The following is a 26,952-nucleotide window of genomic DNA, read 5'->3' as shown; positions in this document are numbered from 1 at the left end:
TGCCACCGCCGCGCGCGCCAACGGGCGAGCGCGCGGCGCAGCGACGCGCCCCTCATCCTCGCGACCCGGCTTCGTGCGCTGCGACCGGGAGCACGAGCTCCTCCAGCCCGCCGCCGAGGGCGGCGTCGACCGCCCGCAGCCGGGCGCGGGTGATGTCGGCGATCGTGGCGTGCCCGGCGAGGGCTGCGTTGGAGCCCGCGCGGACCGGGACGCCGACGTCCACCGACGTGCAGGTGCGGGTGCCGCCGTCGGCCACGTTGGCCAGGGCGACCGCGTGACCGGTCGTGCCCGATCCGGCGAAGAAGTCGAGCACCCGCGCGTCGGCGGGCATCGTGTCGAGCAGCCGCCGGAGGAGGCCCGTGGGCTTCGGCGTCTCGAAGACGTGACCGCACAGCGCCTTCAGCTCCGCGACCGCGACGTCGGTCGAGCCGATCTCCTCGGCCAGCCAGATCGTGCGCAGCTTCTTGCGTCGCGCCCGGCCGTCGACGAGGTCGAGCCAGTCTTTCTGGTAGACGTCGACCCGCTCCCCCAGCACTCCTCTGACCCGGCGGCACACGAGATCGGCCGCGCGGGCCGCCACCAGCGGAGGGCTCCATCGCCACACCGCCGGAGCCCCGTCGCCGAAGACCGGCTTGATCTCGATCGCGCCGTCGAACGGCTCGGTCGCGACCCGCCCCGTCTCGGGGTCGCCCCACACGGAGAAGTGCAGCGTCGGCGCGCTGACCGGGTTGAACCGCTTGTTGGTGTTGCGCAGGGGGAGGTGGCGGAAGCGCCTCCCGCCGTCGCCCTCGGCGTGGGGGAAGTCGGCCTCGTCGACCAGCGCCGGCGAGGACGCCTCGAGCACGCACGCGCGGGCGTCGCGGGCATAGACCACGAGGTACTCGTGCGACAGCGCGAAGCCCCTCCCCAGCTGCCGCCCCTTGGGGTTGAGGTTGACCACGATCTGCGCCAGCAGCTGCTCGCGGCCGAAGACCTCGTCCATCAGCAGCCGGAGCGCGACCTGCTCGTTGTCGTCGATGGAGACCGCGATCGCGCCCGTCCGCGCCAGCACGCGCCGGGCCTCGACGAGCCGGGGGCGCATCATCGCGCTCCAGTCCGCGTGCCTGTCGGCGTACGCGAAGTCGTTGCCGGTGTTGTAGGGCGGGTCGATGTAGATCAGGTCGTACGACGCCTCGCCCATGCTCGCGAGCACCGCGAGGTTGTCCCCCTCGATGAAGGTGTTCGTCGCCGGCACGATCCGACGGTAACGCCCGGCGGAGCCGGACGTTGTCGTGACGTGGGGATCGCGTCGTGAGCAGGGCGGGCTGGCGCCTCGCCGGCGCGAGCGTCGGCGTGCTGGTCGCCGTCGTCGCCGGGCGCGGCTCGCTGCAGGCCACGGACACCGAGGGGCCCTACGAGCTGCGCGACGGCGGGATGACCTACGGCTGTGGCCCGATCCACTACCTGATCAGCGAGGCCCAGCTGCCCGACGACTTCCGCACGGTCGTCGACGGGGCGATCGGGAAGGTGTCGGCGGCCACGGGCTTCCGGTTCTACTTCGACGGCATGACGCCCGACCGGAACTTCGACGCGCACCGGATCCCGGGCAGCTCGGGCCCGGTGCTGATCGGCTTCGCGAACTCCAGCGAGGCCGGCCAGTTCGCCGGCGACGTGATCGGGCTGGGCGGCAGCGTCGTCGGCCCGGACGGCGCCCACTACGGCACCGGCTCGATCATGCTCGACTCGGTGAAGTACGCCGACACGCCCGATCTGGCCGAACGGCAGGCGATCGTCATGCACGAGCTCGGCCATGTGCTCGGACTCGCGCACGTCCACGACGACGGCGAGCTGATGAACGAGGACAACGTGGGCCGGACCGAGTTCGGGCCGGGCGACCTGGAGGGCCTGCGGGTCCTGCGCGCCAACTCCTGTGACGAGCAGGGCACGATAGGCCCGTCATGAGCATCGCACCGACCTTCACCCGCGCCCAGCTGGAGTCCTACCGCGACGTCGAGGTGCCGGACCTCATCGGCCCGGGCCTGCGGCTGCTCTTCGTCGGCATCAACCCGGGACTGTGGACCGCCGCCACGCAGACCCACTTCGCGCATCCCGGCAACCGCTTCTACCCCGCCCTCCGCGCCGCCGGCATCATCACCCTCGACATCCCCTCGACCGGCATGACCGACGCCGACCGGGCCCACCTCGTCGAGCGGGGGATCGGGATCACCAACATCGTCCGCCGCGCCACGGCACGCGCCGACGAGCTCTCCCGGGAGGAGTACGCCGCCGGCGGCCTCCGCCTCCGCGAGCTGGTCGACCGCCTGCAGCCTCCCGTCGTGGCCGTCGCAGGCATCACCGCCTACCGCGCCGCCTTCGGCCTGCCGAAGGCCGTCCCCGGGCTCCAGCCCGACCGCTGGGGCGCCACCGAGGTCTGGGTCGTGCCCAACCCCAGCGGCCTCAACGCCCACGAGACCGTCGCCACCCTGGCGGAGAAGTACGCCGCCCCCGCCCGCGCCGCCGGCATCCTCTGAGGTCCCTCGCCCCGGCGCGGAGTTGTCCACAGCCCGATCGGCCGGGGGTCGAGACTCGGCCGCGCGCCGCCTACCGTCCTGGTCATGGAACCGTTCACCGACTTCGAGGGCGACCACGCCCGGCAGGCGCTCGAGCACCTCCTCGTCCGAGGAGGCCTCCAGATTCCCAGCTCCCGGGCGATCGCGGCCGCGGCGAACGTGAGTCCCGCGACGCTCACCAAGTGGTTCGGCGGCCGCGGTCAGCTGGCTCGTCGCGCCGCCTACCCGGCCGCCTACCGGTTCACCTACGAGCTCCGCAGCCAGATGGTCAGCGGAAGCTGGCGCCGCCGAGGGTTCGTCCCGGGCGTCGACGCGGATGGTGACACCGCGCGGCTCCGGCTGCGGATGGCCTGGGCGGAGCTCGCCCGTCACGACGCGGGTGTCGCTCAGGTCTTCGACCAGCTGCTCGCCGACGAGTGGGCGATCCTCCGCGCCGCGTTCGGCGACGGCCTGTCCGACCTGACGGTCACCGCGATCCACGCCTACCTGATCGGCATCTGGGACGCCGTGGCCCGCCGTGAGCAGTCGACGAGTCACGAGCCGTGGCTCACGCTCTGGACTCGAACGTACGACGACTTCCGCAGCAGATACCCGCCGCCCGATCTCGCCTCGTAGGGCACCGTCCGTTTCCCCGCGCGGCCGCCTGGGCGCCGGATTCGACACTCGTTTCCGTGCCGGACGGCTCCGGCTCGCCCGTTGAACGATCGTTTCCGGCCCGCCGATTCAACACTCGTTGCCGCTCCGCTCGGGCAACGCGGGAACACAGGCAACTCGGGAACACAGGCAACGCGTGTGCGGCGAACGAATGTTCACCCGAGGGCGCGACAAGGCGCGTGGCGCTACACCCGTTGATCCGACGTGCGGGCCGCGCGGCGTGGAAACGTCCGTTGCCAGCCCGACGCAGCCGGCGGAGGCACAGCAGTCGATGGAGGCAGCGGAGGCGGAGAAACACCCGTTGAATTTCGGAGGGTGGGGCCGCCCCGACGGAAATGAGCGTTGCCGCGCAGGGTCAGCCGAACCTCGGCTTCTCCTTCGCCATGAACGCCCGGACGCCCTCGCGGAAGTCGGGCCCGCTGTAGATGGCGCGGAGCTCGGCCTCCTCGCCGTCGGCGGCCACCTCCAGCGTCGAGACCAGATGCCCGAGCTGCTTCTTCGTCTGGCCGATCGTGACCCGCGACATCGACGTCACCGAGGCCACGATCGACGCGACCTCGGCGTCGAGGTCCTCGCCGACGTGGGCGAGCGCACCCACGGCGTACGCGCGATCAGCGCCGATCAGGCGCGCGGTCAGCAGCATCTCGCGGGTCAGCGCCTCGCCGAAGATCGAGGCGCAGCGGTAGAGCACTCCCGACGACAGCGCATTCCCGAGCGTCCGTCCGATCGGGTAGCCGAAGCGTGCCGACGGCGAGGCCACTCGGACGTCGCAGTGGGTCGCCACCGCGAGTCCGCCCCCGACGCAGACGCCGTCGATCACGGCGATCGACACCTGCGGCAGGCCCTGGATCTTCACGAAGAGCTCCTGCAGCCAGCCCTCGTAGTCGACCGCGTCCCGCTCCAGGAAGTCCGAGATCTGGTTTCCCGCCGCGAACGCCCGGCCGCCCGCGCCCCGCAGCACGAGCACCCGCACCTCGTCGTCGGCGGCGAGGGTGTCGCAGAGGTCGTGCAGGCCCCGGTACATCGCGAAGCTGAAGGCGTTCATCCGCTCCGGCCGGTTGAAGGTCACCTCCACGACCGCGCCCTCACGGCGGATCAGCAGCTCGTCGGCGGGCGATGCGGTCGTGTCGGTCACGCGGAGGAGACTAGCCACCGCCCGATCAACGTCGAGTCGGCCTCGACGAGGGCGGTGAGCGTGAGCGGCACGTCGAGCGGCGCACCGGTCACGATCCGCCGGCCGTCGCCGGAGACGATCCGCGGCGTGAAGGTCAGGCAGAGCTCGTCCACGAGACCCGCCTTCAACAGCGTGCCCAGCAGCGACGGGCCGCCCTCGCACAGCAGCGAGTCCAGCCCCTCGGCGCGAAGGCCGGCGACGAGGGAGCGCAGATCCTCGGCCTCACCGCCCTCGACGAGCCGTACGCCGTCAGCCCCCTCGAGCGAGTCCGGCAGCGCGTGGCCGATCACGATCAGCGGCTTCCCCGCCGGGCCGTAGCCCTCCGCGCGCGCGGTGCCGGCGCCGACGACCACCGCGTCGGCACCCTCGCGCAGCGCGGAGAAGACCGCCGCGTCCGCCTCGTTGTTGATCGACCCGGAGAGCCCGTCGGAGCCGGTCGCCGCGCCGTCGGCCGAGCTCACCATGGTGACCCGCAGCCACGGCCCGTCGGGCCACTCCCACGACGCCTCGCCGATCAGCGCGCGCATCCGAGCGCCCCCGTCATCCGCGTCATCCGCGTCACCCACGCCAGTCGTCATCGGAGACCTCCCACCTCATCACCCAGTACTTCACGCCGTACGGGTCGTCGTCGTAGTCCACCGACACCAGGCCCGCCTCGCCGAGCTCTCGTGCCAGCACCGGCAGTGCCCCGACGTCGGCCCAGAGATCCTCGGCGAGCGCGACGTCGAGATCGGCCAGCAGTCCCGGCTCGACGGTGAGCGCCTCGCGCAGCCAGTCGTCGAAGCCCGCCGCCCGCTCGTCGAAGTGCCCCGGCGCCCGCTCGCTCCGCTTGGCCGACCCGTTCCCGACGACGACCAGCCCCTCCCCCGAGACCACGGCGACGTCGGCCCGTCGTGGGGGTGCCGGCCACCCGAGGTGACCGTGACCGAGCGCCGCCACGACCCCCTGGGCGTCGCCGGCCACGACGGGCGACGGCCCGACCCACTCCAGCGCCGCCAGGACCGCACGCCGCAGCTCGGGGACCGGGTCCGAGAGCGAGGCGAGCTCCGGCTTCAGCGCGAGCACGCCGGGCACCAGCACGATCCGCGCGAAGCTCACTGCAACCCCCGGATGGCCCGCGCCGGCGGACGCCGCCCGGCGATCGACCACACCATGTCGACGGTCTCCCGCGTCGGGCCCACCTGGTGGACGCGATAGATCCGCGCGCCCGCCAGCGCGCACACGGCGGTGGCGGCGAGCGTCCCGATCAGGCGCGACCCGACCGGCAGGTCGAGCGTCTCGCCGACGAAGTCCTTGTTCGACAGCGACACCAGCACCGGATACCCCAGACCCGTCATCTCCCCCAGCCGCCGCGTCACCTCGAGCGAGTGGAAGGTGTTCTTGCCGAAGTCGTGCGCGGGGTCGATGACGATCGACTCGGTCGCCACACCGGCGGCCAGCGCCCGTGAGGCGTAGGCGAGGCAGTCGGCGACGACGGAGGCCATCACGTCGTCGTACTCCCGCCGGTAGGGCCGCGTCCGCACCGCGGCGCCGCCGGTGTGCGTGCACACCAGCGCGACGTCGTGGGCGGCCGCGACCGACACGAGCTCCGGATCGGCGCCGCCCCACGCGTCGTTGATCACGTCGGCGCCCGCGGCGCACACCGCGTCGGCCACCGAGGCCCGCCACGTGTCCACCGAGATCACGAGCTCCGGGAACTCAGCGCGCACCGTCGCGACGAAGTCCACGACCCGCGCGCGCTCCTCGGCCTCCGGGATCTCCACGCCGGGAGCGGCCTTGATCCCACCGATGTCGACGATCTCGGCGCCCTCCGCGACCACCGAGCGCACCCGGGCCAGCGCCGCCGACTCCTCCCACGTCGCCCCCTTGTCGAAGAACGAGTCGGGCGTCCGGTTGACGATCGCCATCATCAGCGTCTCGTCGTCCCCGAACGTGTGCCCCCCCAGCCGCAGCATGGCTCCGACCCTACTGAGGCACCCTCAGCCCGCCGGAGCGACCGTTCCGGCCGGCGGACGCTCCGCCACGCGTACGCCGGCCACGGCCGGCTCGATCGCGCCGGTCGCTCCGCGTGCCCACTGCACCAGGTCCACCGAGGCGCCGGCCGTTCCGCCGACGCCGACCCGACGCCGGTCCATCGCGGCGAGGAGCTGCGCGGCCATCACGCCCAGGTCGAGCAGCGCCTGGTGCCGGTGACCGCGCACCCCGAGGTCCACCTGGGCGATCGCCTCCACGCCACGCAGCGACAGCGTGTCGATCAGGGCGGCGATCTCGACGGCGTACCCCACCGGCATCGACAGCGACTCCAGCAGCGACCGCCGGGCCGCCCACTCCCCCGCCAGCGGCTGCACCACGCCCGCGAGCGCGGGCCACCACAGGGCGAGCGCGGGCCGTGCGACCAGCTCGGTCACCCGCCCGCCGTCCAGCGGGCCGCGCTCGCCGGGCCGCTCGTAGAACCCCTTCACGAGGTCCACGGACGAGCACGACAGCAGCGGTCCCAGCAGCCCCGGCACGAAGTGCGCGTCCCACTCGACGAGGTCGGCGTCCATGAAGACGATCACGTCGCCGGTGGTCACGAAGAGCGACTTCCACATCGCCTCGCCCTTGCCCGGATACGACCCCAGGTCGGGCCGGATCGAGGACGACGCGAAGACCGCCGCCCCGGCCGCGGCGGCCACCGAGGCGGTGGCGTCGACCGAGTCGGAGTCGATCACCACGATCTCGTCGACCAGAGCCACCGACTCGACCAGCGCGGCCCGCACCCGGGAGACCACCGACCCGACGGTCGCCGCCTCGTTGCGGGCCGGGACCACCAGGGAGACCCGCTGGGCGCCCTTGAGCTCCACCAGCTCCGAGAGCGTCCAGTCCGACCAGCGATGCATGCCGAGCACCGCCTCAAAGTACCCTCCACCCATGACCTGGCTTGTGACCGGCGGAGCGGGCTACATCGGCTCCCACGTGGTGAAGGCGCTGCTGGAGGACGGCCTCGCCCCCGTCGTGCTCGACGATCTCAGCACCGGTCACGCCGGCTTCGTGCCCGACGACGTGCCCTTCGTCGAGGGCACGATCCTCGACCAGCCGCTCCTGGAGAAGACGCTCGACCACCACGGCGTCACCGGCGTCATCCACCTCGCCGGGTTCAAGTACGCCGGCGTCAGCGTCAGCCGCCCCCTGCACACCTACGCCCAGAACGTGCAGGGCACCGGCACCCTCCTGGAGGCGATGCTCGCGCAGGGCGTCGGGGCGATCGTCTTCTCCAGCAGTGCCGCGACCTTCGGCACCCCCGACGTCGACCTCGTGACCGAGACCACCCCCACGTCCCCCGAGAGCCCGTACGGCGAGAGCAAGCTGATCGGCGAATGGCTGATCCGCGACGTGGCGAGAGCCCACGGCCTCCGGCACACCAGCCTGCGCTACTTCAACGTCGTCGGCTCGGGTGCCCCGGAGCTGTACGACTCCAGCCCGCACAACCTGTTCCCGCTCGTCTTCGCGGCACTCGCCGAGGGCCGGACCCCGCGGATCAACGGCGACGACTACCCGACGCCCGACGGCACCTGCGTGCGCGACTACGTCCACGTCTCCGACCTCGCCCGCTCCCACGTGGTCGCCGCCCGCCGCCTCGAGGCGGGCGAGGCGCTGGAGCCCGTCTACAACCTCGGCTCCGGCGACGGGGCGTCGGTGCGCCAGATCATGGACGCCGTCCGCGAGGTCACCGGCATCGACTTCGAGCCCGAGATCGGGCCACGGCGACCGGGCGACCCGGCACGGATCGTCGCCACGGGCGAGCTGGCCCGCCGCGATCTCGACTGGTGGATGCGCCACTCCCTGGTCGACATGGTCCGCACCGCCTGGGAGTCCGCCCCACGGGCGTGATCCCGCACACACTGTCCAAGGTTTTCGTGAAGTTAACGTTCCAAAGGGCGATCTTCCCTAGAGTGAGCTGAGTCGCGATCGGGCCCGACGATCGATATCGTGACGAACGAGAACTCCACGGGGGTGGGAACGTGACGATCCTGTCCGAACGCAGCACACGGCTGGCGAAGAGCGCGCCCAGCCGCGCTCTCCAGGCCCTCCCGGTGACGGCCTTCGGGATCGACATGGTCCTTCTGCTCATCGCCAGCATCGCCGCGATGATCGGCCGCGCCAACCTCACGTGGCTGGACGAGTCGACGAACCTCACCAGCATGGTGAACGACGTCGCGCCCTTCCTCGCCGTCGGCTGGATCCTCATGATCGCGATCGTGGGCGGCTACCGACGGTCGGTCTTCGGCGAGGGGACCGACGAGTTCAAGCGGATCCTCAACGCGGGCGTCTACACCGCCGCCCTGGTCGGGGTCACCTGCTACCTGATGAAGTACCAGCTGTCTCGCGGCTTCTTCGTCCTCATCTTCGTCATCGGCACGATCCTGCTCCTCGCCGGCCGCTGGATGCTGCGCCGCGCGCTCCACGTGGCTCGCGCCAACGGGGCGCTGCTCCAGCAGGTCGTGATCGCCGGCGGCGAGGCCCAGATCGACGACGTCGCGGCCGTGCTGCGCCGCGAGAAGTGGCTCGGCTACCACCTGGTCGGCGCCCTGACGCCCGCCGGCGTCCCCGGCACGGAGACCGCGTCGGGCATCCCGATCCTCGGCGACGCCGACCGGCACGACGACATCGTCGGCCTCGAGGGCATCGACGTCATCTTCTTCACCGGCGGCTCCCGCCGCTCGGCCGCCGACCTCCGCAAGGTGGTCTGGGAGCTCGAGTCCCACGACACCCAGCTCGTGATGGCCCCCGCCATGACCGACTTCGCCGCCGAGCGCGTCCGGACCCGCCCCGTCGGCGGACTCCCGATGATCCACATGGAGTCGCCGCGCTACGAGTTCGCCGGTCGCTGGGCGAAGCGCTCCTTCGACCTGCTGGGGTCGGGCGCCCTCATCCTCGCGTTCGCCCCGATCATCGCCTTCGCCGCGCTTCAGGTGAAGCTCCACGACCGCGGACCCGTCTTCTTCCGCCAGACCCGGGTGGGCAAGGACGGTCGGGAGTTCGGCTGCTTCAAGTTCCGGACCATGGTCGTCAACGCCGAGGCGATGGTCGCCCAGCTCCAGGCCGAGCAGGGTGTCGACGCACTCCTGTTCAAGATGAAGGACGACCCCCGCATCACGAAGCCGGGCACCTGGCTGCGCCGGTTCTCCATCGACGAGCTCCCGCAGCTCTTCAACGTCTTCCTCGGCGACATGAGCCTGGTCGGCCCGCGGCCCCAGGTCCCGCGGGAGGTCGCGCTCTACGACGAGGTCCTCCGCCGGCGGCTGCACGTCCGCCCTGGCATGACCGGCCTCTGGCAGGTCTCGGGCCGCAACGACCTGACGGTCGAGGAGTCGGTCCGCCTCGACCTGTACTACATCGACAACTGGTCGATGACGCAGGATCTCTCGATCCTGGCGCGCACCGTCGGGGCCGTGATGAGCTCCCGCGGCGCCTACTGACGGCCCGCCGTCCGCTGACCGCCTCCTGCCGCGGGCTCAGCGCTCCAGGAGGCCGAGCAGGTAGGCGCCGTACCCGCTCTTCACGAGCGGCTGCGCGAGCCGCGCCAGCTCGTCGTCGCTCAGCCAGCCACGCCGCCAGGCGATCTCCTCGGGAGCGCCGATCTTGGTGCCCTGGCGGTGCTCGATCGCCCGGATGTAGTTGGCCGCCTCGTTGAGGTCCCCGACCGTCCCGGTGTCGAGCCAGGCCGTCCCGCGCGGCAGCACCTCGACCGACAGCGTGCCGGCCTCGAGATAGATCCGGTTGAGGTCGGTGATCTCCAGCTCGCCACGGGCCGACGGCTTCAGCGCGGCGGCGTGCTCGACCACCGAGTTGTCGTAGAAGTAGAGGCCCGGCACCGCGTAGTTGCTCCTGGGCTTCTCCGGCTTCTCCTCCAGGGAGATCGCCACGTTGTTCTCGTCGAACTCCACGACGCCGTACGACGACGGGTCGGCGACCCGGTAGCCGAAGACGGCCGCGCCCTCCAGGGTCTCGAAGCGCGCCAGCTGCGACCCCAGCCCGGAGCCGTAGAAGATGTTGTCGCCGAGCACCAGCCCGACCCGGTCGTCCCCGATGTGGTCGGCGCCGATGGTGAAGGCCTGGGCGAGCCCGTCGGGAGAGGGCTGCTGCGCGTAGCTGATGTCGACCCCGAGCTGGGAGCCGTCGCCGAGCAGCCGCTCGAAGGCGACGGCGTCGTGCGGGGTGGTGATGATGAGGATGTCCCGGATCCCCGCCAGCATCAGCGTGGACAGCGGGTAGTAGATCATCGGCTTGTCGTAGACCGGCATCAACTGCTTGCTCACCGCGAGGGTGATGGGGTGCAGGCGCGAGCCGGTGCCACCGGCGAGGATGATTCCCTTCACGCTGCGTCATCCTAGAGAAACCCGGCCCCGCTAGGGTGGCGCGGTGCGTAAGCTTTCGAACAGTTCTGGGTCGGGTCGACGAATTCTGGTCACGGGTGGTGCCGGCTTCATCGGCTCGAACTTCGTCCACCACCTCGTCCGACACACCGACGACCACGTCACGGTGCTCGACAAGCTGACCTACGCCTCGACGGAGGAGTCGCTCGCCGGGCTGCCCGAGGACCGGGTGACGCTCGTGGTCGGCGACATCGCCGACGCCGGCACGGTCGACCCGCTGGTCGCCGAGGCCGACGCCGTCGTGCACTACGCCGCCGAGTCGCACAACGACAACTCGCTCTCGGACCCGAGCCCCTTCCTCATCACCAACATCGTCGGCACCTACACGCTGCTCGAGGCGGTGCGCAAGCACGAGACGCGCTTCCACCACGTCTCCACCGACGAGGTCTACGGCGACCTGGAGCTGGACGATCCCGAGCGGTTCACCGAGTCGACGCCGTACAACCCCTCCTCGCCGTACTCCTCGACGAAGGCGGGCTCCGACCTCCTCGTCCGGGCGTGGGTGCGCAGCTTCGGGGTGCGGGCGACGATCTCGAACTGCTCCAACAACTACGGCCCCTGGCAGCACATCGAGAAGTTCATCCCCCGCCAGATCACCGAGATCCTCCAGGGCCGCAGGCCGCGCCTGTACGGCGACGGGCTGAACGTCCGCGACTGGATCCACACCGAGGACCACTCCTCGGCCGTCCTCACCATCCTCGAGCAGGGCCGGATCGGGGAGACCTACCTCATCGGCGCCGACGGCGAGAAGAGCAACGTCGACGTCGTCCGCGCGATCAACGCCTACCTCGGCCGCGACGCGGACGACATCGAGTGGGTCAGGGACCGTCCCGGTCACGACCTGCGCTACGCCATCGACTCCACCAAGCTGCGCGAGGAGCTGGGCTGGAAGCCGGCCTTCCAGGACTTCGAGGCCGGCATCGCCGAGACCATCGACTGGTATCGCGACAACGAGGCCTGGTGGGGCCCGCACAAGGCCGAGACCGAGGCCAAGTACGCCGCGAAGGGACACTGATCGATGTCCACCGAGCTCAGCGTCGACCCCACCGACATCCCCGGCCTGCTCGTCGTCCGCCTGCCGGTGCACGGCGATGCCCGCGGCTGGTTCAAGGAGAACTGGCAGCGCGCGAAGATGACCGCGCTCGGCCTGCCCGACTTCGGGCCGGTGCAGAACAACATGAGCTTCAACGCGAGTCGCGGCGCGACGCGCGGCATCCACACCGAGCCGTGGGACAAGTTCGTCTCGGTGGCCACCGGCCGCGTCTTCGCCGCCTGGGTGGACATGCGGGAGGGCCCGTCGCTCGGGGCGACGTTCTCGATCGAGATCGGGCCCGACGTGGCGGTCTTCGTGCCGCGCGGGGTCGGCAACTCCTACCAGGCGCTCGAGGACGGCACCGTCTACTCCTATCTCGTCAACGACCACTTCGTGGCCGGGCGAACCTACCCGGCGCTCAACCTCGCCGACGAGACCGCCGCGATCGCGTGGCCCATCCCGTTGGAATCCGACGAGGTCGAGATCTCCGAGAAGGACCGCGCCAACCCCCGGCTCGCCGACGTGACGCCGATGAAGCCGAAGAAGACGCTCATCGTGGGCGCCAGGGGCCAGCTCGGCCGCGCGCTCGCCGCCGTCTTCCCCGAGGCCGACCTGGTCGACCTCGGCCCCGCCGACGGCGATGTGCAGAGCCTGGACGTCTCGTCCCCGGAAGCCGTCGAGGCATGGCCCTGGAGCGAGTACGCCGTCGTGCTGAACGCCGCCGCCTACACCGCCGTGGACCAGGCCGAGACCCCCGAGGGCCGCGCCATCGCGTGGGCCGCCAACGCCGTCGCCCCCGCGCTCCTGGCGAGGGCCGCGACCGAGCACCGGCTCACCCTCGTGCACGTCTCCTCCGACTACGTCTTCGACGGCACCTCCGAGATCCACACCGAGGACGAGCCGTTCTCGCCTCTCGGCGTCTACGGCCAGTCGAAGGCCGCCGGCGACATCGCGGTGGCGACCACGCCGCGCCACTACGTCGTGCGCACCTCGTGGGTGATCGGCGAGGGCCGCAACTTCGTGCTGACGATGAAGTCCCTCGCCGAGCAGGGCGTCTCGCCGGCCGTCGTGGACGACCAGATCGGACGGCTGACCTTCACGACCACGCTCGCGGACGCGATCGCCCACCTGGTCGGCTCCGAGGCGCCGTACGGCACCTACAACGTGACCTCCGGAGGGGAGCCGCTCTCCTGGCAGCAGGTCGCCGCCGAGGTCTTCGCCGTCGCCGGCCGCTCGCGGGAGGACGTCGGGGCGACCAGCACCGAGGACTACTTCCGCGACGCCGCGGGCTCCGGCAAGCCGATCAGCCCCCGTCCGCTGAACTCGGTGCTCGCGCTCGACAAGCTCGAGGCGACGGGCTTCCAGCCCCCCGCCCAGCTCGACGCCCTGCACGCCTACCTCAGCTGAGGCGGACGCCCCCGTTTTCACACCCATCCGGGGACCTTATGGCCCCTCGCGGCCTCGCTCCGCGGCCGTTACGTCCCTCCAGCGGTGGGTTTTCGGAGCACATCGGCCGCCGTACGCCGCCTACGCGACCTGCCACCCGAGCAGTCGATCCCGGTTCCGGTCGTCCAGTGCCCGACGCCGCTCGACCGTCGTAGTGGAGGCCCACCGCTGCGGCGCCCTCACCGTCCAGGCCGCAGAGCCGGCCGGCCGCCGAGCCGCCGCCTCGTAGGCCAGCTCCGTGCGCTGCACGAAATCGGTCGGATCGCCCAGGTCGGCACCGACCATCGACACCGTCTCGATGCCCGCCGCACGGAACCGGCTGTCGCGCCGGAGGTCCGCGGCCCGCTGCCGCCAGTGGACCTCGCCGTCGTACTCCCACGCGATCCCGGCCACCGGATCCAGTAGGTCGGGCGTTCCGAGATGGCGACCCCGCCCGTCGAACACCGGCTGGTTGCTCACCACCCCACCGATTCCGAGATCGAGGGTGAGGATCATGCGCATCGCCGACTCCGTCGGCGTCCAGCAGTTCTCGCTTGCCCAGTCGATCGCCCGGCGACACTGCCCGGCACCGCGCATCCCGTCGAGCCCGGCGGCGAACTCCCGCATCTCCTCGCGCGACACGAGATCCGCGGCGGTGGCGCGATCGATCCAGGCGACCGCCTCCCGTACGTCGGGGGCGTGCCTCGCCGCGTAGCAGACCGACCTCAGCGGCGAGGTGACCACGAAGCGGCCGATGATCCCGAGGAAGTCCGTTTTCCCACCCAAAGGGGGACCATCCGGCCGTTCCCACGGCCTTCTACGGGCCGAGAAGTCCCACACAGGGAGTGAACTCGGGAGAGACTCCTCCGAGAGCTCGATCTCCCGCACGGCCCGGATCCGATGGCCGGGAACGACGACGGGGACGGGCCGGAACGTCCCATCGGCATTCACCCCCTCACTCCACCGCGCTCCCCACAGATGCAGCGCCGCCCACCCGGTCACGGCACCACCGGCCGGCACTCGCATCGAGGCCTCGAGGATCCGCTGGTGCGGCGTCGACGGCACGTGGGACGGGACGTACAGGCCCTGTGACGTACGTCGCCACGCCGGTCCTCGCGCCTGCTTCCTCGTCGGACCGCGCTCACCCGCAGGGTCGACGCGCACCGGCACGACGAGCCCGTCCTCGCTCGGCGTCAACTGGACATGATCCCTTCGGCGACCCATGCCCACAGCGTGCGCCACCTCCGCACGCGGCGGCGCTGGTTATCCACAGACGCGGTCGCGCCGGCGTACCCGCCACTCCCGAAATCCCAACCCCGACGGGACCTTCCGGCCCCTCAGAGCAGCCGAGAAGGGCCGAAAGGTCCCTCGACGCGTGTGAAAAGGCGGGAAAGACGGCCGATGAGCCGTCAGCCGCAGCGCGCCCGCTCCGCCCTCGCTTCAGGCGCCGGCGCGCCCGAAGTCGTCCTCGAGGCGGACGATGTCGTCCTCGCCCACGTAGGAGCCGCGCATCACCTCGATGATCACGAGCTCCTCGTCGTGGGCGTTGCCGATGCGATGCGGCACGCCCACGGGCACGTCGATGCACCCGCCCACCGAGGCGACGACGGTCTCGCCGTCGAGGACGCAGGTGGCGGTCCCGGCGGCGACGACCCAGTGCTCGCCGCGGTGCTCATGGGTCTGGTACGACAGCCGCGACTGCGCGTTCACGCGGATCCGCTTGACCTTGTAGCCCTCGCCCACGGCGAGCACCTCCCAGGTGCCCCACGGTCGCTCGTCGCGGTCGCCGACCTGATCCCCGATCACGCGCGCAACCCTAGCGGCTCCGCGAGCGACCGACGTCAGCGACGCCGGAGCGACGCCATCGCAGGACGCACGTCGGCGAGGTAGACGAAGGCGGCGATCGTGAGCGCCAGGCTGACGATCACGGGGATACCCACGACGAGCTGCAGACCCGCCGCGATCCCGAGCACGATGGCCCAGCCGGGCTTGGTCCACTTGTCCGCGGCCCGGTAGTGCTCGGAGGACCAGAGCAGGGAGTTCACGAACGCGAAGACCTTGACGGCCAGCAGGACGTAGAACACCACGTTCTCCACCAACGACGGAACGCCCAGCAGGTCCATGGCTGGATCCTACTGAGCGTCCGTCGAGGTACGTCGCCAGGTCGGCGTCGTGTCAGGCCTTCTTGGCCGGAGCCTTCTTGGCCGTGGTCTTCTTCGCCGTGGTGGTCTTCTTGGCCGGAGCCTTCTTGGCGGCGGTCTTCTTGGCCGTGGTGGCCTTCTTGGTGGCCGTCTTCTTGGCGGCAGTCGTCTTCTTCGCCGGCTCGCTCTTGCGGAGCTTGGCGACGATCTCCTCGCCACGCTTCACCAGCGGCGACTCGGTGACGACGGTGAGCTTGAGCTCCGGGAGCTTGACGTCGGGCTTCTTGAACTCCGGCAGCTTGAACTCGGGCAGCTTGACCGTCGGCAGCTTGACGGCCTTCAGCTTCACCGAGGGCAGCTCGATCTTGGGGTACTTGGGCAGCTTGACCTCGGGAAGCTTGATGTCAGGCAGGGCGATCTTCGGCATTGCAATCTCCTCTTAATGGTTGGTGGCGACGGTCTCAGTGGCGCCTTCGTTGAGTGCCAGGAACGAGTCGTAGACATCGAGCAGCGACTGCTTCTGCCGCTCGGTGAGTCGACTGTCTCCCAACACGGCCAGCTCGACTGAGCCGCCCACGCCGTCCTCGGGACTGAGGATGCCGGCACGGACATAGAGCGACTCCGCGGAGATCCGCAGAGCCTTGGCGATCTGTTGCAGCACCTCTGCGGACGGCTTGCGCAGTCCCCTCTCGATCTGGCTGAGGTAGGGGTTCGACACGCCAGCCAGGTCAGCGAGCTGGCGCAGCGAGAGATGCGCCGTGACTCGCTGCTCCTTGAGGTACTCACCCAGGACGCGCGCCGTTGCGGCGACCGGGATGCCCTTGCTCTTGGCCATGCTCACCAGTCTGCTAACACAGTGCTAACAGTTGCAAGCAGTACGCCGGTGGCACTGGTCACATCGGTAAAGAGCCCACCGACGACGCGGCTCGGATCTCCCCGACCGGAACGCCGCCACCGGTCAGGACGTGCGTCCCGATCGCGTCGACCTCCGCCGAGTCCACTCCCAGCGAACGCAGCAGGGCGGCCATGACGACCGGCCTCGCACGGTCGCCGCCGTCGTCGATCTTGAGCGCCGCGGTGCGCCCGTCGGCGAGCGCGACGACGTACACGGCCTCGGCACCGAGCTTGCCGATCGCGCCCGGCAGGGCGGTCAGCAGCCGGAGCTCGTCGCGATAGGTCCCGGAGACGAGCTCGGGATAGGACCGGATGGCGGTGGCCACCTTCCACTCGTCGCCGTCGCCCGCCAGCGCGAGCGAGCGGAAGGCCCGCGCGAGGCCGACCAGCGAGACCGAGAGCAGGGGCGCCCCGCACCCGTCGACGGTCACGGCGGCGGGCTCGCCGGTCACGCGCTCGAACCCCGCCTTGATGCCCAGCTGCAGCGGGTGATCGAACTCGAAGTAGCCGGACAGCTGCCAGTCGCGGGTCACACAGGTCGCGAGCATGGCCGCATGCTTGCCGCTGCAGTTCTGCCCGATCCGGCTGGGCTCGCGGCCCGCCCGGACCCAGTCGTCGCGCACCCGGGAGTCGAACGGGTCGAACGGGTAGCCCTTGATGTTGCCGAGCGCCTGCTCGGAGAGGCCGGCGCCGCCCAGGATCTCGCGCACCACGCGCAGGTGCATCTCCTCCCCCGCGTGCGAGGCGCAGGCGAGTGCCAGCTGGTGCGGCTCGAGGTCGAGGCCGAGCCCGAGCATGGCGAGCGCCTGGAGCGGCTTGTTCGCCGATCGCGGGAGGAAGGCGGCCCCCGGATCGCCGACGCTGAGGCCGACGTCGCCGTCGGCCGTGAGGGTCACCGCAGTGCCGTAGTGGTGGCCCTCGACGAACCCCGACCGGACGATCTCCGCCAGCACCTCCGCCATGGCTCAACCCTAAGATCACTGCCGTGACCCAGATCCATCCGCCCCAGTCCGTCGTCGACCGGCTGACGCTCGTGCACTGGGGACTCGTCGACGGACCCGTCGACGAGATCGCCGAGGAGGCGGAGCTGGTGGACGCCGAGGGCGCACCGCTCGTGCTCGCGCCGGCGCCCGGCCGCCCCCGGCGGGTCGCGTTCGTCGGCCACCTCCGCGACCGGCGTGCCGCGCTGGCCGGGCTGCCCACCGGAACGGTCGCGATCCCGATGGCACCCGACGACCCCGAGGCCGCGACCGTCCTCGGGCGGCTCGGCGGCCCGGTGGTCGTCGAGGCCGCCCCGAAGCCGAGCGGTGGCCTCGTCGTCTTCTTCACCGGCCTGTCCGGCAGCGGCAAGTCGACCATCGCGCGCTCGCTCATGGAGGCCTACGACGCAAGCGGCCGGCTCTACACGTCGCTCGACGGCGACGTCGTACGCCGGCACCTGTCCGCGGGACTCACCTTCAGCAAGGAGGATCGCGAGACGAACATCCGCCGAATCGGATGGGTGGCGGCGGAGATCGCCCGCAACGGCGGCACCGCGATCTGCAGCCCGATCGCCCCCTTCGACGCGACCCGCAAGGACGTACGCCGGATGGTCGAGGAGGCGGGGGGACGGTTCGTCCTCGTGCACGTCGCGACGTCGCTCGAGGAGTGCGAGCGCCGCGACCGCAAGGGCCTCTACGCCAAGGCGCGCGCAGGCGAGATCCCCGAGTTCACCGGGATCTCGAGCCCCTACGAGGCACCCGAGGACGCCGATCTCGTGATCGACACCGTCGAGGTCCCGGTCGCCGAGGCCGTGGCCCGGGTGGAGGCCCTGGTCGACGGCCGGGCGACGGATCCAGCCGGGCCGACCGAGCCGCTGAAGGTGCTGTTCGTCTGCACGGCCAACATCTGCCGCAGCCCCTTCATGGAGCTGACCGCTCGCGCGATGGGGCTCGAGGGCCTCGTCTTCGACTCCGCCGGCACGATGGGCTTCGACGCCGAGCCGATGGACGCCGACATGGCGGCCCACCTCGCCCGTGCCTCGGCGGCGGAGTTCCGCAGCAAGCCGGTGACGCGCGCGCTGCTGGAGGACGCGGACCTCATCCTGACCGCCGAGGCGCATCACCGGACCTGGATCCTCGACGACCACCCCGGCCTCTTCCGCAAGGTGCTCACCCTGGGCCAGGCCGCGGCCGCGCTGGAGCGGGTCGAGCCGGGGCTGGGACGCGACGAGGTGCTCGAGCGGCTGGCGAGCAACCGCGGCGCCGCGAGCTCCGGCACTGACGTCACCGACCCCTACCGCCGCGGCCCCGAGGCAGCACGGGCGTGCGCCGAGCAGATCACTCGTCTGTTGTCTTCGGTGCTTCCTGCTCTGGCCTGAGGTCCGACGCGAAGATCGAGGTGGGTCCCGGCGACTCGGTCCGCGGTCGCGGCGGCACCACCCGTGGGGTTCCCTCCGGCCGCAGCAGGGAGTGCCGCTCGACGTGCGGGCAGCGATCGCCGTACTTGCGACGGCACTCGTACCGTCGCCGCATCCTCCTGAACCATCGCACCCATCGATTCTGCACCCCGGAGGTTAAGCGCGGGTGTCGCATTCCTGAGACGGTTCTGTGGCGTAGGACACCTCGCCCGGGCGTCCTGCCTCCCGAGCCGGACCTGAGGACCGGGCGAGGGTGATGCCCTACGCTCACGAACCGTGCCCGACTTCGCTTCCGACCACGACCTCGCCGCCTGGCTCGCCGCCCAGGCCGGGGAGCGCCTCCTGAACGTCCGCGCCACCTCGGGGCTCGAGGGCAAGGAGCTCAAGGACGCGGGCGACGCTGCCGCGCAGGAGGTCCTCGCCGACCTCCTGGCCGCCTTCGCCCCCGGCGACGCCGTGCTCTCGGAGGAGGCGGCCGACTCCCCCACCCGGCTGTCGGCCGACCGGGTGTGGATCATCGACCCGCTCGACGGCACCCGCGAGTTCTCCGAGCCCCCGCGCGAGGACTGGGCCGTCCACGTCGCGCTGTGGCAGTGGAGCGAGGAGGCCGAGGGCGGCGACCTGGTCGCCGGCGCCGTCGCGCAGCCCGCGCTGGGCGAGGTGTTCGTCACCGGCCTCCAGGCTCCGGTCCCGCCCGCCCCGGCCGATGGCAACCTGCGCATCGCGGTGAGCCGCTCCCGCCCGCCGGCCTTCGTCAACGACCTCGTCGAGCGTCTCGGCGCGGACCTCGTCCCGATGGGCTCCGCCGGCGTCAAGGTGCTCTCGGTCGTCCGCGGGCTGAGCGACCTCTACGTCCACGCGGGCGGACAGTACGAATGGGACTCCGCCGCGCCCGTTGCCGTTGCGAGGGCCGCCGGGCTGCACACGTCCCGTGTGAACGGATCGCCGCTGGCGTACAACCGCGCCAACCCCTACCTCCCCGACCTGGTCGTGTGCCGGCCCGAGCTCGCCAACACCGTGCTCGGCATCCTCGCGACCCTCGACCTCACGTAGGCTGCGCGCCATGAAGATCGCGGTGGCAGGGACCGGGTACGTCGGCTTGAGCAACGCCGTGATCCTCGCGCAGCACCACGAGGTCTGGGCGCTGGACCTCGTGCCCGCCAAGGTCGAGCAGATCAACGCCCGGGTCAGTCCGATCGAGGACGTCGAGCTCGAGGACTACCTCGCGCATCGCGAGCTCGACCTCACCGCCACCCTCGACAAGGCCGAGGCGTACGCCGGAGCGAGCTTCGTCGTGATCGCGACCCCGACCGACTACGACCCGAAGACCAACTACTTCGACACCGGCTCGGTGGAGGCGGTCATCGCCGACGTGCTGGCGATCGAGCCCACCGCCACGATGGTGATCAAGTCGACGGTGCCGGTGGGCTTCACCGCGCGGATGCGCGAGGAGCACCCCGGCGCGAGCATCGTGTTCAGCCCGGAGTTCCTCCGCGAGGGGAAGGCGCTCTACGACAACCTCCACCCGAGCCGGATCGTCGTCGGCTCGAACGCGCCCGAGGGCAAGCGGTTCGCCGACCTGCTCGTCGAGGGCGCGATCGACGACGACATGCCGGTGCTCTTCACCGGCAGCACCGAGGCCGAGGCGATCAAGCTCTTCGCGAACACCTACCTCGCGCTCCGCGTCGCCTACTTCAACGAGCTCGACACCTATGCCGCGCTGCACGGCCTCAACACCGCGGAGATCATCGAGGGCGTGGGCCTGGACCCGCGGATCGGCTCGCACTACAACAACCCCAGCTTCGGGTACGGCGGCTACTGCCTGCCCAAGGACACCCGGCAGCTGCAGGCCAACTACCGAGACGTCCCCCAGAACCTCATCGGCGCGATCGTGGACGCCAACACCACCCGCAAGGACTTCATCGCCGAGGACATCCTGCGCCGGGCGCCGAAGACGGTCGGCGTCTACCGGCTGATCATGAAGGCGGGCAGCGACAACTTCCGGATGAGCTCCATCCAGGGCGTGATGAAGCGGATCAAGGCCAAGGGCATCGAGGTCGTGATCTACGAGCCCGCGCTGGCCGAGGAGAGCTTCTTCAACTCCGAGGTCATCACCGATCTCGCCGAGTTCAAGGCCCGCGCTGACGTCATCATCGCCAACCGGCGTACGGACGTGCTGGACGACGTGGCGGAGAAGGTCTACACCCGCGACATCTACGGACGCGACTGAGCCGCCCGCCCGTCGCGGGACGCTTGGGCCGCTCTCAGCCCGCTCCCGTAGACTCCCGCCCGATGAGCACGACGAACTATCGACTGAGCCAGCTCGACCAGCTGGAGGCGGAGTCGATCCACATCTTCCGCGAGGTCGCCGCGGAGTTCGAACGACCGGTGCTGATGTTCAGCGGCGGCAAGGACAGCATCGTGATGATGCGCCTGGCCGAGAAGGCGTTCTACCCCGCGAAGATCCCCTTCCCCGTGCTCCAGGTGGACACCGGCTACGACTTCCCGGAGGTCCTCGCGACGCGCGACCACTGGGTCGCACGCCTGGGCGTGAAGCTCATCGTCGCGAGCGTCGAGGAGGCGCTGAAGAGCGGCATCGTTGTGGACGACGGCAAGACCAGCCGCAACCGCCACCAGATCGGCACCCTCCTCAACGCCCTCGAGGAGGGTCAGTTCACCGCGGCGTTCGGCGGCGGCCGGCGCGACGAGGAGAAGGCCCGCGCGAAGGAGCGGGTCTACTCCCACCGCGACGAGTTCGGCCAGTGGGACCCGAAGAACCAGCGCCCCGAGCTCTGGTCGCTCTACAACGGGCGGCTGCACGTGGGCGAGCACATGCGGATCTTCCCGATCTCGAACTGGACCGAGCTCGACATCTGGGACTACATCGGCCGCGAGGGCATCGAGATCCCCTCCATCTACTACTCCCACCGGCGCCGCGTCTTCGAGCGCGACGGGATGCTGCTGACCGAGTCGGAGTTCAACCCCTGCCGTCCCGGCGAGGTCGCCGAGGAGCGCACCGTCCGGTTCCGCACCGTCGGCGACCTCACGCTGACCGGCTGCGTCGAGTCGACCGCCAGCACGATCGACGAGATCATCGCCGAGGTCGCGACCGCCCGGGTCACCGAGCGCGGCGCGACCCGCGGCGACGACCGCTTCAGCGAGGCGGCCATGGAAGACCGCAAGAAGGAGGGCTACTTCTGATGGCCACCCCCACCGTTCTCGAGGACATGGACCTCCTCCGCTTCGCCACGGCCGGCTCCGTCGACGACGGCAAGTCGACCCTCATCGGACGGCTGCTGCTCGACTCGAAGGCCATCTTCGACGACCAGCTCGAGTCCGTGGAGCGCACGTCGGAGGCGAAGGGCCACGACTACACCGACCTCTCGCTGCTGACCGACGGGCTCCGCTCCGAGCGCGAGCAGGGCATCACCATCGACGTCGCCTACCGCTACTTCGCGACGCCGAAGCGGAAGTTCATCATCGCCGACACCCCCGGCCACGTGCAGTACACCCGCAACATGGTGACCGGCGCCTCGACCGCCGACCTGGGCCTGGTGCTCGTGGACGCGCGGCACGGGCTGACCGAGCAGAGCCGCCGCCACGCCGTACTGCTCTCCCTGCTGCGCGTGCCTCACTTGGTGCTGTGCATCAACAAGATGGACCTCGTCGACTACAGCGAGGAGGTCTACGACCGCATCCACCGCGAGTTCACGGCCTTCACGACGAAGCTCAACGTGCCCGACCTCGAGGTCATCCCGATCAGCGCGCTCCAGGGCGACAACGTCGTCGAGCGCTCCACGAACATGCCGTGGTACTCCGGCCCCACGCTCATGCATCACCTTGAGAACGTGCACGTCGCCTCCGACCGCGACCTGGTCGACGTGCGCTTCCCCGTGCAGTACGTCGTCCGGCCCAAGTCCGACGACCACCACGACTACCGCGGCTATGCCGGCCAGGTCGCCGGCGGCGTGCTCCGCCCGGGCGACGAGGTCATCGTGCTGCCGAGCGGGATGACGTCGACCATCGAGGGCATCGACCTCTTCGACGCCGAGGTCGAGCAGGCCTTCCCTCCGATGTCGGTGACGGTCCGGCTCGCCGACGACGTCGACGTGAGCCGCGGCGACATGATCGCCCGCGTGCACAACGCGCCCGAGCCCACGCAGGACGTCGACGCGATGATCTGCTGGATGACCACTCAGCCGCTGCGGCCCCGCCAGAAGCTCGCGATCAAGCACACCACCCGCTCAGCCCGCGCGCTGGTCAAGGACGTGCAGTACCGGCTGGACGTGAACACCCTCCACCGCGACCAGGAGACTCACGAGCTCGGCCTCAACGAGATCGGTCGCGTCCAGCTGCGCACCACCCTGCCGCTGCTGGCCGACCCCTACTCGAAGAACCGCACCACCGGCTCGTTCATCCTGATCGACGAGGCCACCGGCGTCACCGTCGGGGCGGGGATGATCAACGGCTGATCATGCAACACCGATCAGGCGCTGCTTGATCAGCAACACGTCAGCCTCTAGTGCCCCGAGCCGCTGGTTGGTGAGCTCCGCGTGATGCCTGAGATCTGTGATCCCGTCCTTCAGCCCGGCGATCTCAGCACCCAGGTCCGTACGCAGCCCAGCGATCTCAGCACCCAGGTCCGTACGCACCCCGGCGATCTCCTCGCGAACGATCCGGCGCGTGCGCTCGTCAGCAGCGTCGTCGCGGCGCCGATCGCGCGCGTCGAGCGTCACCACCGACCAGCGCCCAAGCCCGACCAAAGCAGCGATGAGCGCTGCAAGGCCGACGAGCACCTGGATCCACGAGTTCACAATCTCCATGATGACTTCCTCTTCTCCTGTCAGCAACGGAAGTCGTCGTCCTCGGCCAGAAGCTACGCTGCCGCACCGACAAGACCGGTCGGCCAGGAGAGCGCGGTCGACATCCGCGGCGGCCGGAACGGTCAGCGCGTCGGGTCGAGCACCTTCACCGCGAAGCGGCCGAAGCCGCGATCGGCAGTGACGACGGTGGCACCCTGCTCGGTCGCCAGCGAGGCGAGGTAGGCATCGGAGACGTCGTTACCTCGGAGACGGAGGTCGCCGACGAGGGCGGCGAAGATCTCCCAGTGCCTCACTGCCGGCCGCACGACCCTAACGGCCGGTGACGCGATGAGGGCGTCGACAAAGGCGAGGGCCTGCGACGGCGTCGAGGGCTGAGCGAAGACACGAGGATGCGTGACGATCCTGATCATCCCACTGAGCACGAGCTCACTGACACCTACCGGCTCGTGCCCGGCCAGGGCACCCTCGAGCCAGGTGCGCATCGTCCGGGCGTGGGGACTGTCGTCGTTGCGCTGGGCTCCGACCAGCACGTTGACGTCAGGGAAGAGCATCGCCGTCCATGAGCGCGTGCAGGGCATCCTTGTCGTACAGGTCGACGTGCACAGCTCCGCTGTACCCGAAGTCGGGAAGGCTCGGCGGGGCCGTCGTGACGTGGTCCCGCGCGAAGTAGTCGCGGAGCGCGTCATCGAGGAGATCGCCGATCGTGCGGTGCGCACGCGAAGCGCGCACCTTGGCCTCAGCCAGGAGAGCCTCGTCGATGTTGACCGTCGTACGCACGTTCGCATCATATCATCATGGGTGTCACATCATGATGTAGGAGTTGACCGTCACTCCGGGCGAGTGAGCACCTCGAGGAACTCGTGATTCATGAACAGCAGTTCGCGACCTACTTTGAGGCCACGGAGAAGCCCGGCCTCGACAAGCGCATGGAGCCATGCCGAAGCGGTCTGCCGCGAGACGTCGCACCGGTCGGCCACGGTGTTGATGCGACAGTAGGGCTGCTCGAAGGGGACAGCCAAGAACTGCGATCTCGGCCGCCGGGGGTGGCGGCGCGGGCGCGGTCGACGATGTCTTCCTGGCAGACACGGATCGCCCCGATCTTGCGCGTGGTCGAGGTGGCAGAGTCTCGAACGATCTCGAGCATGTAGAGAATCCATTCGACCCAGGCGTCCTCCGCGGTCACCACGCGAAGCAGCCGGTAGTAGTCGTTCTTGCGCGCGATGATGGCGCGAGAGAGATAGAGGATGGGCTCGGCCAGTAGTCCTTCCTGGATCAGCATGAGGATGTTGATCACGCGACCGGTGCGACCGTTGCCGTCATGGAAGGGGTGAATCGCCTCGAACTGGTAGTGCGCAACAGCCATGCGTACGGGCGGATCGAATCGACGCCGGCGAACAGAACACTCCTGTAGCGCAGTGCTTCCTTCGTCGCGTGGTCACCGCCACCTGATCCCACATGCTTGAAGAGCTCGTCGGCAGTCGTCACGATGTTCTCGATCTCAGAACTCGCCTGGGCCTCGAGCAGAGGGACAGCATGGATCAGGATGTTCGGGTTCGGCAGGAGCTGCCCGGCTTGAGCAAGCGTGGCGAGCGCGGTGCGCGCTTCGACCGTCCTGCAGACAACACCATGCCCGAGCACCGACGTTTCTCCGTAGCCACCGGGAACGAGACCCTAGGCTCTCCCCATGCTCGGACGCGTGCTCGCCGCCACCGCCCTCGCGCTATCCGCCACCGTCATGGCCGTGTACGGCGTCGCGGGCACGTCCCGGCTGTCGGGCCCGATCCTCTTCAGCGTCAGCTCGACCCACGGCGTCCACCGCGACGACCTCCTCATCGTCGCCTGCTGGGTGGTCTGCGTGGCCATCGCCGTCATGCTGATCCTCGGCGGGCGTCACAACTCGGACAGGTGACGTCAGGGGGCTCCGCCGTCGATCTCGTCAACGGGCTCGGCCTCCGCAGGCGGCGTAGCGGTCAGGGCCACGGTCGCCCCTCCGAGAATCAGGGCAAGAAGTCCTCGACGGCCGGGGCCCGGCTGCTCATTCGAGCCGGCGCTCACGGCGAACCTCCATCGAGGATATCGCCATCCCGCGGTGCCTCGGTGACGGTCACCGTGGCCGTCGCGGTAGTAGTCGCCATCGGACTAGCATCTGTGCCATTCTGGCCCGGAGCGCCGCTTGGCCCGGCCGGTCCAGGCACACCACGAGGGCCCTGTGGGCCGATCTGGTTGATAGCAGTCTTCTGAGAGCCCTTGGGACATCTGCCCTTCTTGCTGGCCCCTACCACAGTGTTGTGCTTACCGACGCAGACGTTGACCATCTTGCTGTCCGTGGATGCGAAGACCCAGGCCCCGCCTCCAAGGGCGAGAGTGATTGCTACCGCTGCGCATATCGCGATACGAACTCCAACGTTCGGAAACCTCAGGGCGTCCCTCCCTCGATCACATCGTCGATCGAGCTTGAGATGACGACATCGTGTGGCACACGGCGAGCGAGCACGAGTACGCGGCGGGAAGCGCTGAGGCGAAGGCTTACCACTTTGGCAACTCCTCCCACGGTGGCTGAGTACCGAAGCTCGCGGACGCGCCGGCTGACCCGAACCACCGAGGCGATCCAGACGAGATCACCCCGCGGACCCATGATGACGTCCCCCCGTCGAAGGCCGGCGGCCTTGACCACATGGGTGTTGGCTGCAACCGCACTACCCTCGGGCATCGCCACGTTGATGGCAACGGCCCCGAGGACCCCGCCGACCACAGCTCTGCGAGTGCTGCTCTTGGGCAACTCCCAACCCTGCTTCATATGCTTGCCTGCCCGGAAATGGTTACGGCCGCTGCAACCATCGGCCGTGTTCCGGCGACGATGGTCACCGGCCCCGAGGCTGCGTCGGTCCCGCTGATCATGCCGAGCACGGTTCGGTTGCTATCACGATTGTGCTTATCGGCGTCGATCTGGCTGAGGCGAGCATCCGAGATCGTGACGGTATCGCCGGAGCCGGCGATGAGAACGACCACATCGTCCACGCCAGCGACGGGGAGGCCGACGTCGGTTTGGGACTTCGCGGCCCCGCTTGCGGTGGTGGATGCACCGAGGACGGTGTCGGCGCTGACGCCAAGCAGGGCGACAGCGCCGAAGATCAGCGACGTATTGCTGGGATTGTCCGCTTGCACGATCACCTCCTGCTCTCCGGCGGGCGGATCTGTGAGGGAGAAGAGAGCAACGCCGTGCCCGTTCACCCAGGATTCGACGATCATCGACGCCGACCTGCCCGCGAACGTCACCGTGAGCGCCCGTTTCGTCGACCCGGCGCACCACACGCCGACCAGGGCCACGGCCCTCTGGGACAGGGCCGGCAGTCGGATATTGATGGTGAGGCGACCCAACCAGGTCACGCAGACACCGTCATGCCAGTCAGCGGTGCCCGAATAGAGCGAGATGGCCATGCGTTGA

General features: G+C 70.0%; 32 protein-coding genes and 1 pseudogene. 13 read left to right on the top strand and 20 right to left on the bottom strand.

Annotation, left to right across the window (positions count from 1 at the left end):
• Positions 1-52: 52 nt before the first annotated feature.
• Entirely contained in the window at positions 53-1,234 is a 1,182-nt protein-coding gene (locus QM572_RS14780) for a site-specific DNA-methyltransferase (protein ID WP_415094421.1), read from the bottom strand.
• Positions 1,235-1,290: 56 nt separating this feature from the next.
• Here QM572_RS14780 and QM572_RS14775 point away from each other — a divergent pair, with 56 nt between their 5' ends.
• The 3 genes from QM572_RS14775 to QM572_RS14765 all read left to right on the top strand — a co-directional run bounded on the left by QM572_RS14775 (position 1,291) and on the right by QM572_RS14765 (position 3,164).
• Positions 1,291-1,941: a hypothetical protein gene (locus QM572_RS14775; protein ID WP_415094419.1), complete on the top strand. Its 651-nt coding sequence runs from the start codon at positions 1,291-1,293 to the stop codon at positions 1,939-1,941.
• Complete coding sequence (locus tag QM572_RS14770; RefSeq protein WP_415094418.1) at positions 1,938-2,510, top strand: mismatch-specific DNA-glycosylase; 573 nt, start codon at positions 1,938-1,940, stop codon at positions 2,508-2,510. The genes QM572_RS14775 and QM572_RS14770 overlap by 4 nt, the downstream gene beginning before the upstream one ends.
• Positions 2,511-2,594: 84 nt before the next feature.
• Positions 2,595-3,164 carry a TetR/AcrR family transcriptional regulator gene (locus tag QM572_RS14765; RefSeq protein ID WP_415094416.1) on the top strand — a complete coding sequence of 190 codons (570 nt, stop codon included), beginning with the start codon at positions 2,595-2,597 and terminating at the stop codon, positions 3,162-3,164.
• Positions 3,165-3,558: 394 nt separating this feature from the next.
• On the opposite strand, the gene QM572_RS14760 is transcribed toward QM572_RS14765, so the two are convergent.
• From QM572_RS14760 to QM572_RS14740, 5 genes are read right to left on the bottom strand one after another with little or no spacing between them, the layout of a single operon-like run.
• Positions 3,559-4,338 carry an enoyl-CoA hydratase-related protein gene (locus QM572_RS14760; protein WP_415094414.1) on the bottom strand — a complete coding sequence of 260 codons (780 nt, stop codon included), beginning with the start codon at positions 4,336-4,338 and terminating at the stop codon, positions 3,559-3,561.
• Positions 4,335-4,943: a dihydrofolate reductase family protein gene (locus QM572_RS14755; protein ID WP_415094412.1), complete on the bottom strand. Its 609-nt coding sequence runs from the start codon at positions 4,941-4,943 to the stop codon at positions 4,335-4,337. The genes QM572_RS14760 and QM572_RS14755 overlap by 4 nt, the downstream gene beginning before the upstream one ends.
• Positions 4,936-5,475 (bottom strand): hypothetical protein, encoded by a 540-nt coding sequence (locus QM572_RS14750; protein ID WP_415094410.1) that lies wholly within the window; start codon positions 5,473-5,475, stop codon positions 4,936-4,938. The genes QM572_RS14755 and QM572_RS14750 overlap by 8 nt, the downstream gene beginning before the upstream one ends.
• Entirely contained in the window at positions 5,472-6,332 is an 861-nt protein-coding gene (folP, locus tag QM572_RS14745; protein WP_415094408.1) for a dihydropteroate synthase, read from the bottom strand. Before folP ends, QM572_RS14750 begins: the two co-directional genes overlap by 4 nt.
• Positions 6,333-6,356: 24 nt before the next feature.
• Positions 6,357-7,289 (bottom strand): glucosyl-3-phosphoglycerate synthase, encoded by a 933-nt coding sequence (locus QM572_RS14740; protein WP_415094407.1) that lies wholly within the window; start codon positions 7,287-7,289, stop codon positions 6,357-6,359.
• Here QM572_RS14740 and galE point away from each other — a divergent pair.
• Entirely contained in the window at positions 7,288-8,247 is a 960-nt protein-coding gene (galE, locus tag QM572_RS14735) for a UDP-glucose 4-epimerase GalE (protein WP_415094405.1), read from the top strand. The genes QM572_RS14740 and galE overlap by 2 nt on opposite strands.
• Before the next feature lie 131 nt (positions 8,248-8,378).
• Positions 8,379-9,836, top strand: coding sequence for a sugar transferase (locus QM572_RS14730; protein ID WP_415094403.1), 1,458 nt, complete (start codon positions 8,379-8,381; stop codon positions 9,834-9,836).
• Between the two features lie 36 nt (positions 9,837-9,872).
• Here the strand turns inward: QM572_RS14730 and rfbA are convergent, their stop codons facing one another.
• Positions 9,873-10,736, bottom strand: a complete 864-nt coding sequence (gene rfbA, locus QM572_RS14725; RefSeq protein WP_415094401.1) for a glucose-1-phosphate thymidylyltransferase RfbA — start codon at positions 10,734-10,736, stop codon at positions 9,873-9,875.
• Between the two features lie 43 nt (positions 10,737-10,779).
• On the opposite strand from rfbA, the gene rfbB reads away from it, so the two are divergent.
• Together rfbB and QM572_RS14715 are read left to right on the top strand one after the other, a co-directional pair.
• On the top strand, positions 10,780-11,808 hold the full coding sequence (gene rfbB, locus QM572_RS14720) for a dTDP-glucose 4,6-dehydratase (protein WP_415094400.1): 1,029 nt from the start codon (positions 10,780-10,782) through the stop codon (positions 11,806-11,808).
• 3 nt (positions 11,809-11,811) lie between these two features.
• A complete protein-coding gene (locus tag QM572_RS14715; protein ID WP_415094398.1) occupies positions 11,812-13,233 on the top strand; it encodes a sugar nucleotide-binding protein in 1,422 nt (473 codons plus the stop codon).
• Positions 13,234-13,353: 120 nt separating this feature from the next.
• Here QM572_RS14715 and QM572_RS14710 read toward each other — a convergent pair whose 3' ends face one another.
• From QM572_RS14710 to QM572_RS14685, 6 genes are all read right to left on the bottom strand, one after another.
• Positions 13,354-14,037: a hypothetical protein gene (locus QM572_RS14710; protein WP_415094396.1), complete on the bottom strand. Its 684-nt coding sequence runs from the start codon at positions 14,035-14,037 to the stop codon at positions 13,354-13,356.
• Positions 14,038-14,691: 654 nt separating this feature from the next.
• Positions 14,692-15,057, bottom strand: coding sequence for a phosphomannose isomerase type II C-terminal cupin domain (locus QM572_RS14705; protein ID WP_415094394.1), 366 nt, complete (start codon positions 15,055-15,057; stop codon positions 14,692-14,694).
• A gap of 35 nt (positions 15,058-15,092) precedes the next feature.
• Positions 15,093-15,374, bottom strand: a complete 282-nt coding sequence (locus QM572_RS14700; protein WP_415094392.1) for a DUF2516 family protein — start codon at positions 15,372-15,374, stop codon at positions 15,093-15,095.
• A gap of 52 nt (positions 15,375-15,426) precedes the next feature.
• Positions 15,427-15,819, bottom strand: a complete 393-nt coding sequence (locus QM572_RS14695; RefSeq protein WP_415094390.1) for a hypothetical protein — start codon at positions 15,817-15,819, stop codon at positions 15,427-15,429.
• Positions 15,820-15,831: 12 nt separating this feature from the next.
• Positions 15,832-16,227, bottom strand: a complete 396-nt coding sequence (locus QM572_RS14690) for a helix-turn-helix domain-containing protein (protein WP_415094388.1) — start codon at positions 16,225-16,227, stop codon at positions 15,832-15,834.
• Positions 16,228-16,285: 58 nt separating this feature from the next.
• Complete coding sequence (locus tag QM572_RS14685) at positions 16,286-17,248, bottom strand: asparaginase (protein ID WP_415094386.1); 963 nt, start codon at positions 17,246-17,248, stop codon at positions 16,286-16,288.
• Between the two features lie 23 nt (positions 17,249-17,271).
• On the opposite strand from QM572_RS14685, the gene cysC reads away from it, so the two are divergent.
• The 5 genes from cysC to QM572_RS14660 all read left to right on the top strand — a co-directional run bounded on the left by cysC (position 17,272) and on the right by QM572_RS14660 (position 23,156).
• Positions 17,272-18,645: an adenylyl-sulfate kinase gene (gene cysC, locus QM572_RS14680; protein ID WP_415094384.1), complete on the top strand. Its 1,374-nt coding sequence runs from the start codon at positions 17,272-17,274 to the stop codon at positions 18,643-18,645.
• A 315-nt stretch (positions 18,646-18,960) separates the two neighbouring features.
• Positions 18,961-19,737 (top strand): 3'(2'),5'-bisphosphate nucleotidase CysQ, encoded by a 777-nt coding sequence (locus tag QM572_RS14675; RefSeq protein WP_415094382.1) that lies wholly within the window; start codon positions 18,961-18,963, stop codon positions 19,735-19,737.
• 10 nt (positions 19,738-19,747) lie between these two features.
• Positions 19,748-20,914, top strand: a complete 1,167-nt coding sequence (locus tag QM572_RS14670; RefSeq protein ID WP_415094380.1) for a nucleotide sugar dehydrogenase — start codon at positions 19,748-19,750, stop codon at positions 20,912-20,914.
• 62 nt (positions 20,915-20,976) lie between these two features.
• Positions 20,977-21,885: a sulfate adenylyltransferase subunit CysD gene (gene cysD / locus QM572_RS14665; RefSeq protein ID WP_415094378.1), complete on the top strand. Its 909-nt coding sequence runs from the start codon at positions 20,977-20,979 to the stop codon at positions 21,883-21,885.
• The gene (locus tag QM572_RS14660) at positions 21,885-23,156 is read left to right on the top strand and encodes a sulfate adenylyltransferase subunit 1 (RefSeq protein ID WP_415094376.1); all 1,272 of its coding nucleotides are present in this window, start codon (positions 21,885-21,887) and stop codon (positions 23,154-23,156) included. The genes cysD and QM572_RS14660 overlap by 1 nt, the downstream gene beginning before the upstream one ends.
• On the opposite strand, the gene QM572_RS14655 is transcribed toward QM572_RS14660, so the two are convergent.
• The 5 genes and pseudogenes from QM572_RS14655 to QM572_RS14635 form a co-directional block, all read right to left on the bottom strand.
• Positions 23,157-23,507, bottom strand: coding sequence for a hypothetical protein (locus tag QM572_RS14655; RefSeq protein ID WP_415094374.1), 351 nt, complete (start codon positions 23,505-23,507; stop codon positions 23,157-23,159).
• A 122-nt stretch (positions 23,508-23,629) separates the two neighbouring features.
• Positions 23,630-24,058, bottom strand: a complete 429-nt coding sequence (locus QM572_RS14650) for a TA system VapC family ribonuclease toxin (RefSeq protein ID WP_415094372.1) — start codon at positions 24,056-24,058, stop codon at positions 23,630-23,632.
• Positions 24,045-24,284: a type II toxin-antitoxin system VapB family antitoxin gene (locus QM572_RS14645; protein WP_415094370.1), complete on the bottom strand. Its 240-nt coding sequence runs from the start codon at positions 24,282-24,284 to the stop codon at positions 24,045-24,047. Before QM572_RS14645 ends, QM572_RS14650 begins: the two co-directional genes overlap by 14 nt.
• A 50-nt stretch (positions 24,285-24,334) precedes the next feature.
• Positions 24,335-24,664 carry a hypothetical protein gene (locus QM572_RS14640; RefSeq protein WP_415094423.1) on the bottom strand — a complete coding sequence of 110 codons (330 nt, stop codon included), beginning with the start codon at positions 24,662-24,664 and terminating at the stop codon, positions 24,335-24,337.
• A gap of 286 nt (positions 24,665-24,950) precedes the next feature.
• Positions 24,951-25,145 (bottom strand): annotated as a pseudogene (locus QM572_RS14635) (Fic/DOC family N-terminal domain-containing protein); the annotation flags it as partial.
• 46 nt (positions 25,146-25,191) lie between these two features.
• Between QM572_RS14635 and QM572_RS14630 the strand changes: the two are divergent.
• Positions 25,192-25,416: a hypothetical protein gene (locus QM572_RS14630; protein ID WP_415094368.1), complete on the top strand. Its 225-nt coding sequence runs from the start codon at positions 25,192-25,194 to the stop codon at positions 25,414-25,416.
• 507 nt (positions 25,417-25,923) lie between these two features.
• On the opposite strand, the gene QM572_RS14625 is transcribed toward QM572_RS14630, so the two are convergent.
• Complete coding sequence (locus QM572_RS14625) at positions 25,924-26,286, bottom strand: hypothetical protein (protein ID WP_415094366.1); 363 nt, start codon at positions 26,284-26,286, stop codon at positions 25,924-25,926.
• 14 nt (positions 26,287-26,300) lie between these two features.
• A complete protein-coding gene (locus tag QM572_RS14620) occupies positions 26,301-26,945 on the bottom strand; it encodes a hypothetical protein (protein WP_415094364.1) in 645 nt (214 codons plus the stop codon).
• Positions 26,946-26,952 lie beyond the last annotated feature (7 nt).

It is taken from the genome of Nocardioides sp. (assembly GCF_047607365.1).
Classification (GTDB): domain Bacteria; phylum Actinomycetota; class Actinomycetes; order Propionibacteriales; family Nocardioidaceae; genus Nocardioides.
The sequence above is the reverse complement of the archived record's forward strand: the minus strand, read 5'-3'. Positions and strand labels throughout refer to the sequence as shown.

What these genes read in the sequence shown, in the direction of transcription:
- QM572_RS14770 (WP_415094418.1), top strand. Translation starts at nt 1,938, where the DNA reads ATGAGCATCGCACCGACCTTCACCCGCGCCCAGCTGGAGTCCTACCGC.
- QM572_RS14630 (WP_415094368.1), top strand. Translation starts at nt 25,192, where the DNA reads ATGCTCGGACGCGTGCTCGCCGCCACCGCCCTCGCGCTATCCGCCACC.
- QM572_RS14685 (WP_415094386.1), bottom strand. Translation starts at nt 17,248, where the DNA reads ATGGCGGAGGTGCTGGCGGAGATCGTCCGGTCGGGGTTCGTCGAGGGC.
- QM572_RS14695 (WP_415094390.1), bottom strand. Translation starts at nt 15,819, where the DNA reads ATGCCGAAGATCGCCCTGCCTGACATCAAGCTTCCCGAGGTCAAGCTG.
- QM572_RS14650 (WP_415094372.1), bottom strand. Translation starts at nt 24,058, where the DNA reads ATGCTCTTCCCTGACGTCAACGTGCTGGTCGGAGCCCAGCGCAACGAC.
- QM572_RS14740 (WP_415094407.1), bottom strand. Translation starts at nt 7,289, where the DNA reads ATGGGTGGAGGGTACTTTGAGGCGGTGCTCGGCATGCATCGCTGGTCG.
- QM572_RS14640 (WP_415094423.1), bottom strand. Translation starts at nt 24,664, where the DNA reads ATGGATTCTCTACATGCTCGAGATCGTTCGAGACTCTGCCACCTCGAC.
- folP (WP_415094408.1), bottom strand. Translation starts at nt 6,332, where the DNA reads ATGCTGCGGCTGGGGGGGCACACGTTCGGGGACGACGAGACGCTGATG.
- QM572_RS14700 (WP_415094392.1), bottom strand. Translation starts at nt 15,374, where the DNA reads ATGGACCTGCTGGGCGTTCCGTCGTTGGTGGAGAACGTGGTGTTCTAC.
- QM572_RS14660 (WP_415094376.1), top strand. Translation starts at nt 21,885, where the DNA reads ATGGCCACCCCCACCGTTCTCGAGGACATGGACCTCCTCCGCTTCGCC.
- QM572_RS14765 (WP_415094416.1), top strand. Translation starts at nt 2,595, where the DNA reads ATGGAACCGTTCACCGACTTCGAGGGCGACCACGCCCGGCAGGCGCTC.
- QM572_RS14690 (WP_415094388.1), bottom strand. Translation starts at nt 16,227, where the DNA reads ATGGCCAAGAGCAAGGGCATCCCGGTCGCCGCAACGGCGCGCGTCCTG.
- cysD (WP_415094378.1), top strand. Translation starts at nt 20,977, where the DNA reads ATGAGCACGACGAACTATCGACTGAGCCAGCTCGACCAGCTGGAGGCG.
- QM572_RS14620 (WP_415094364.1), bottom strand. Translation starts at nt 26,945, where the DNA reads ATGGCCATCTCGCTCTATTCGGGCACCGCTGACTGGCATGACGGTGTC.
- QM572_RS14670 (WP_415094380.1), top strand. Translation starts at nt 19,748, where the DNA reads ATGAAGATCGCGGTGGCAGGGACCGGGTACGTCGGCTTGAGCAACGCC.
- QM572_RS14655 (WP_415094374.1), bottom strand. Translation starts at nt 23,507, where the DNA reads ATGGAGATTGTGAACTCGTGGATCCAGGTGCTCGTCGGCCTTGCAGCG.
- galE (WP_415094405.1), top strand. Translation starts at nt 7,288, where the DNA reads ATGACCTGGCTTGTGACCGGCGGAGCGGGCTACATCGGCTCCCACGTG.
- QM572_RS14715 (WP_415094398.1), top strand. Translation starts at nt 11,812, where the DNA reads ATGTCCACCGAGCTCAGCGTCGACCCCACCGACATCCCCGGCCTGCTC.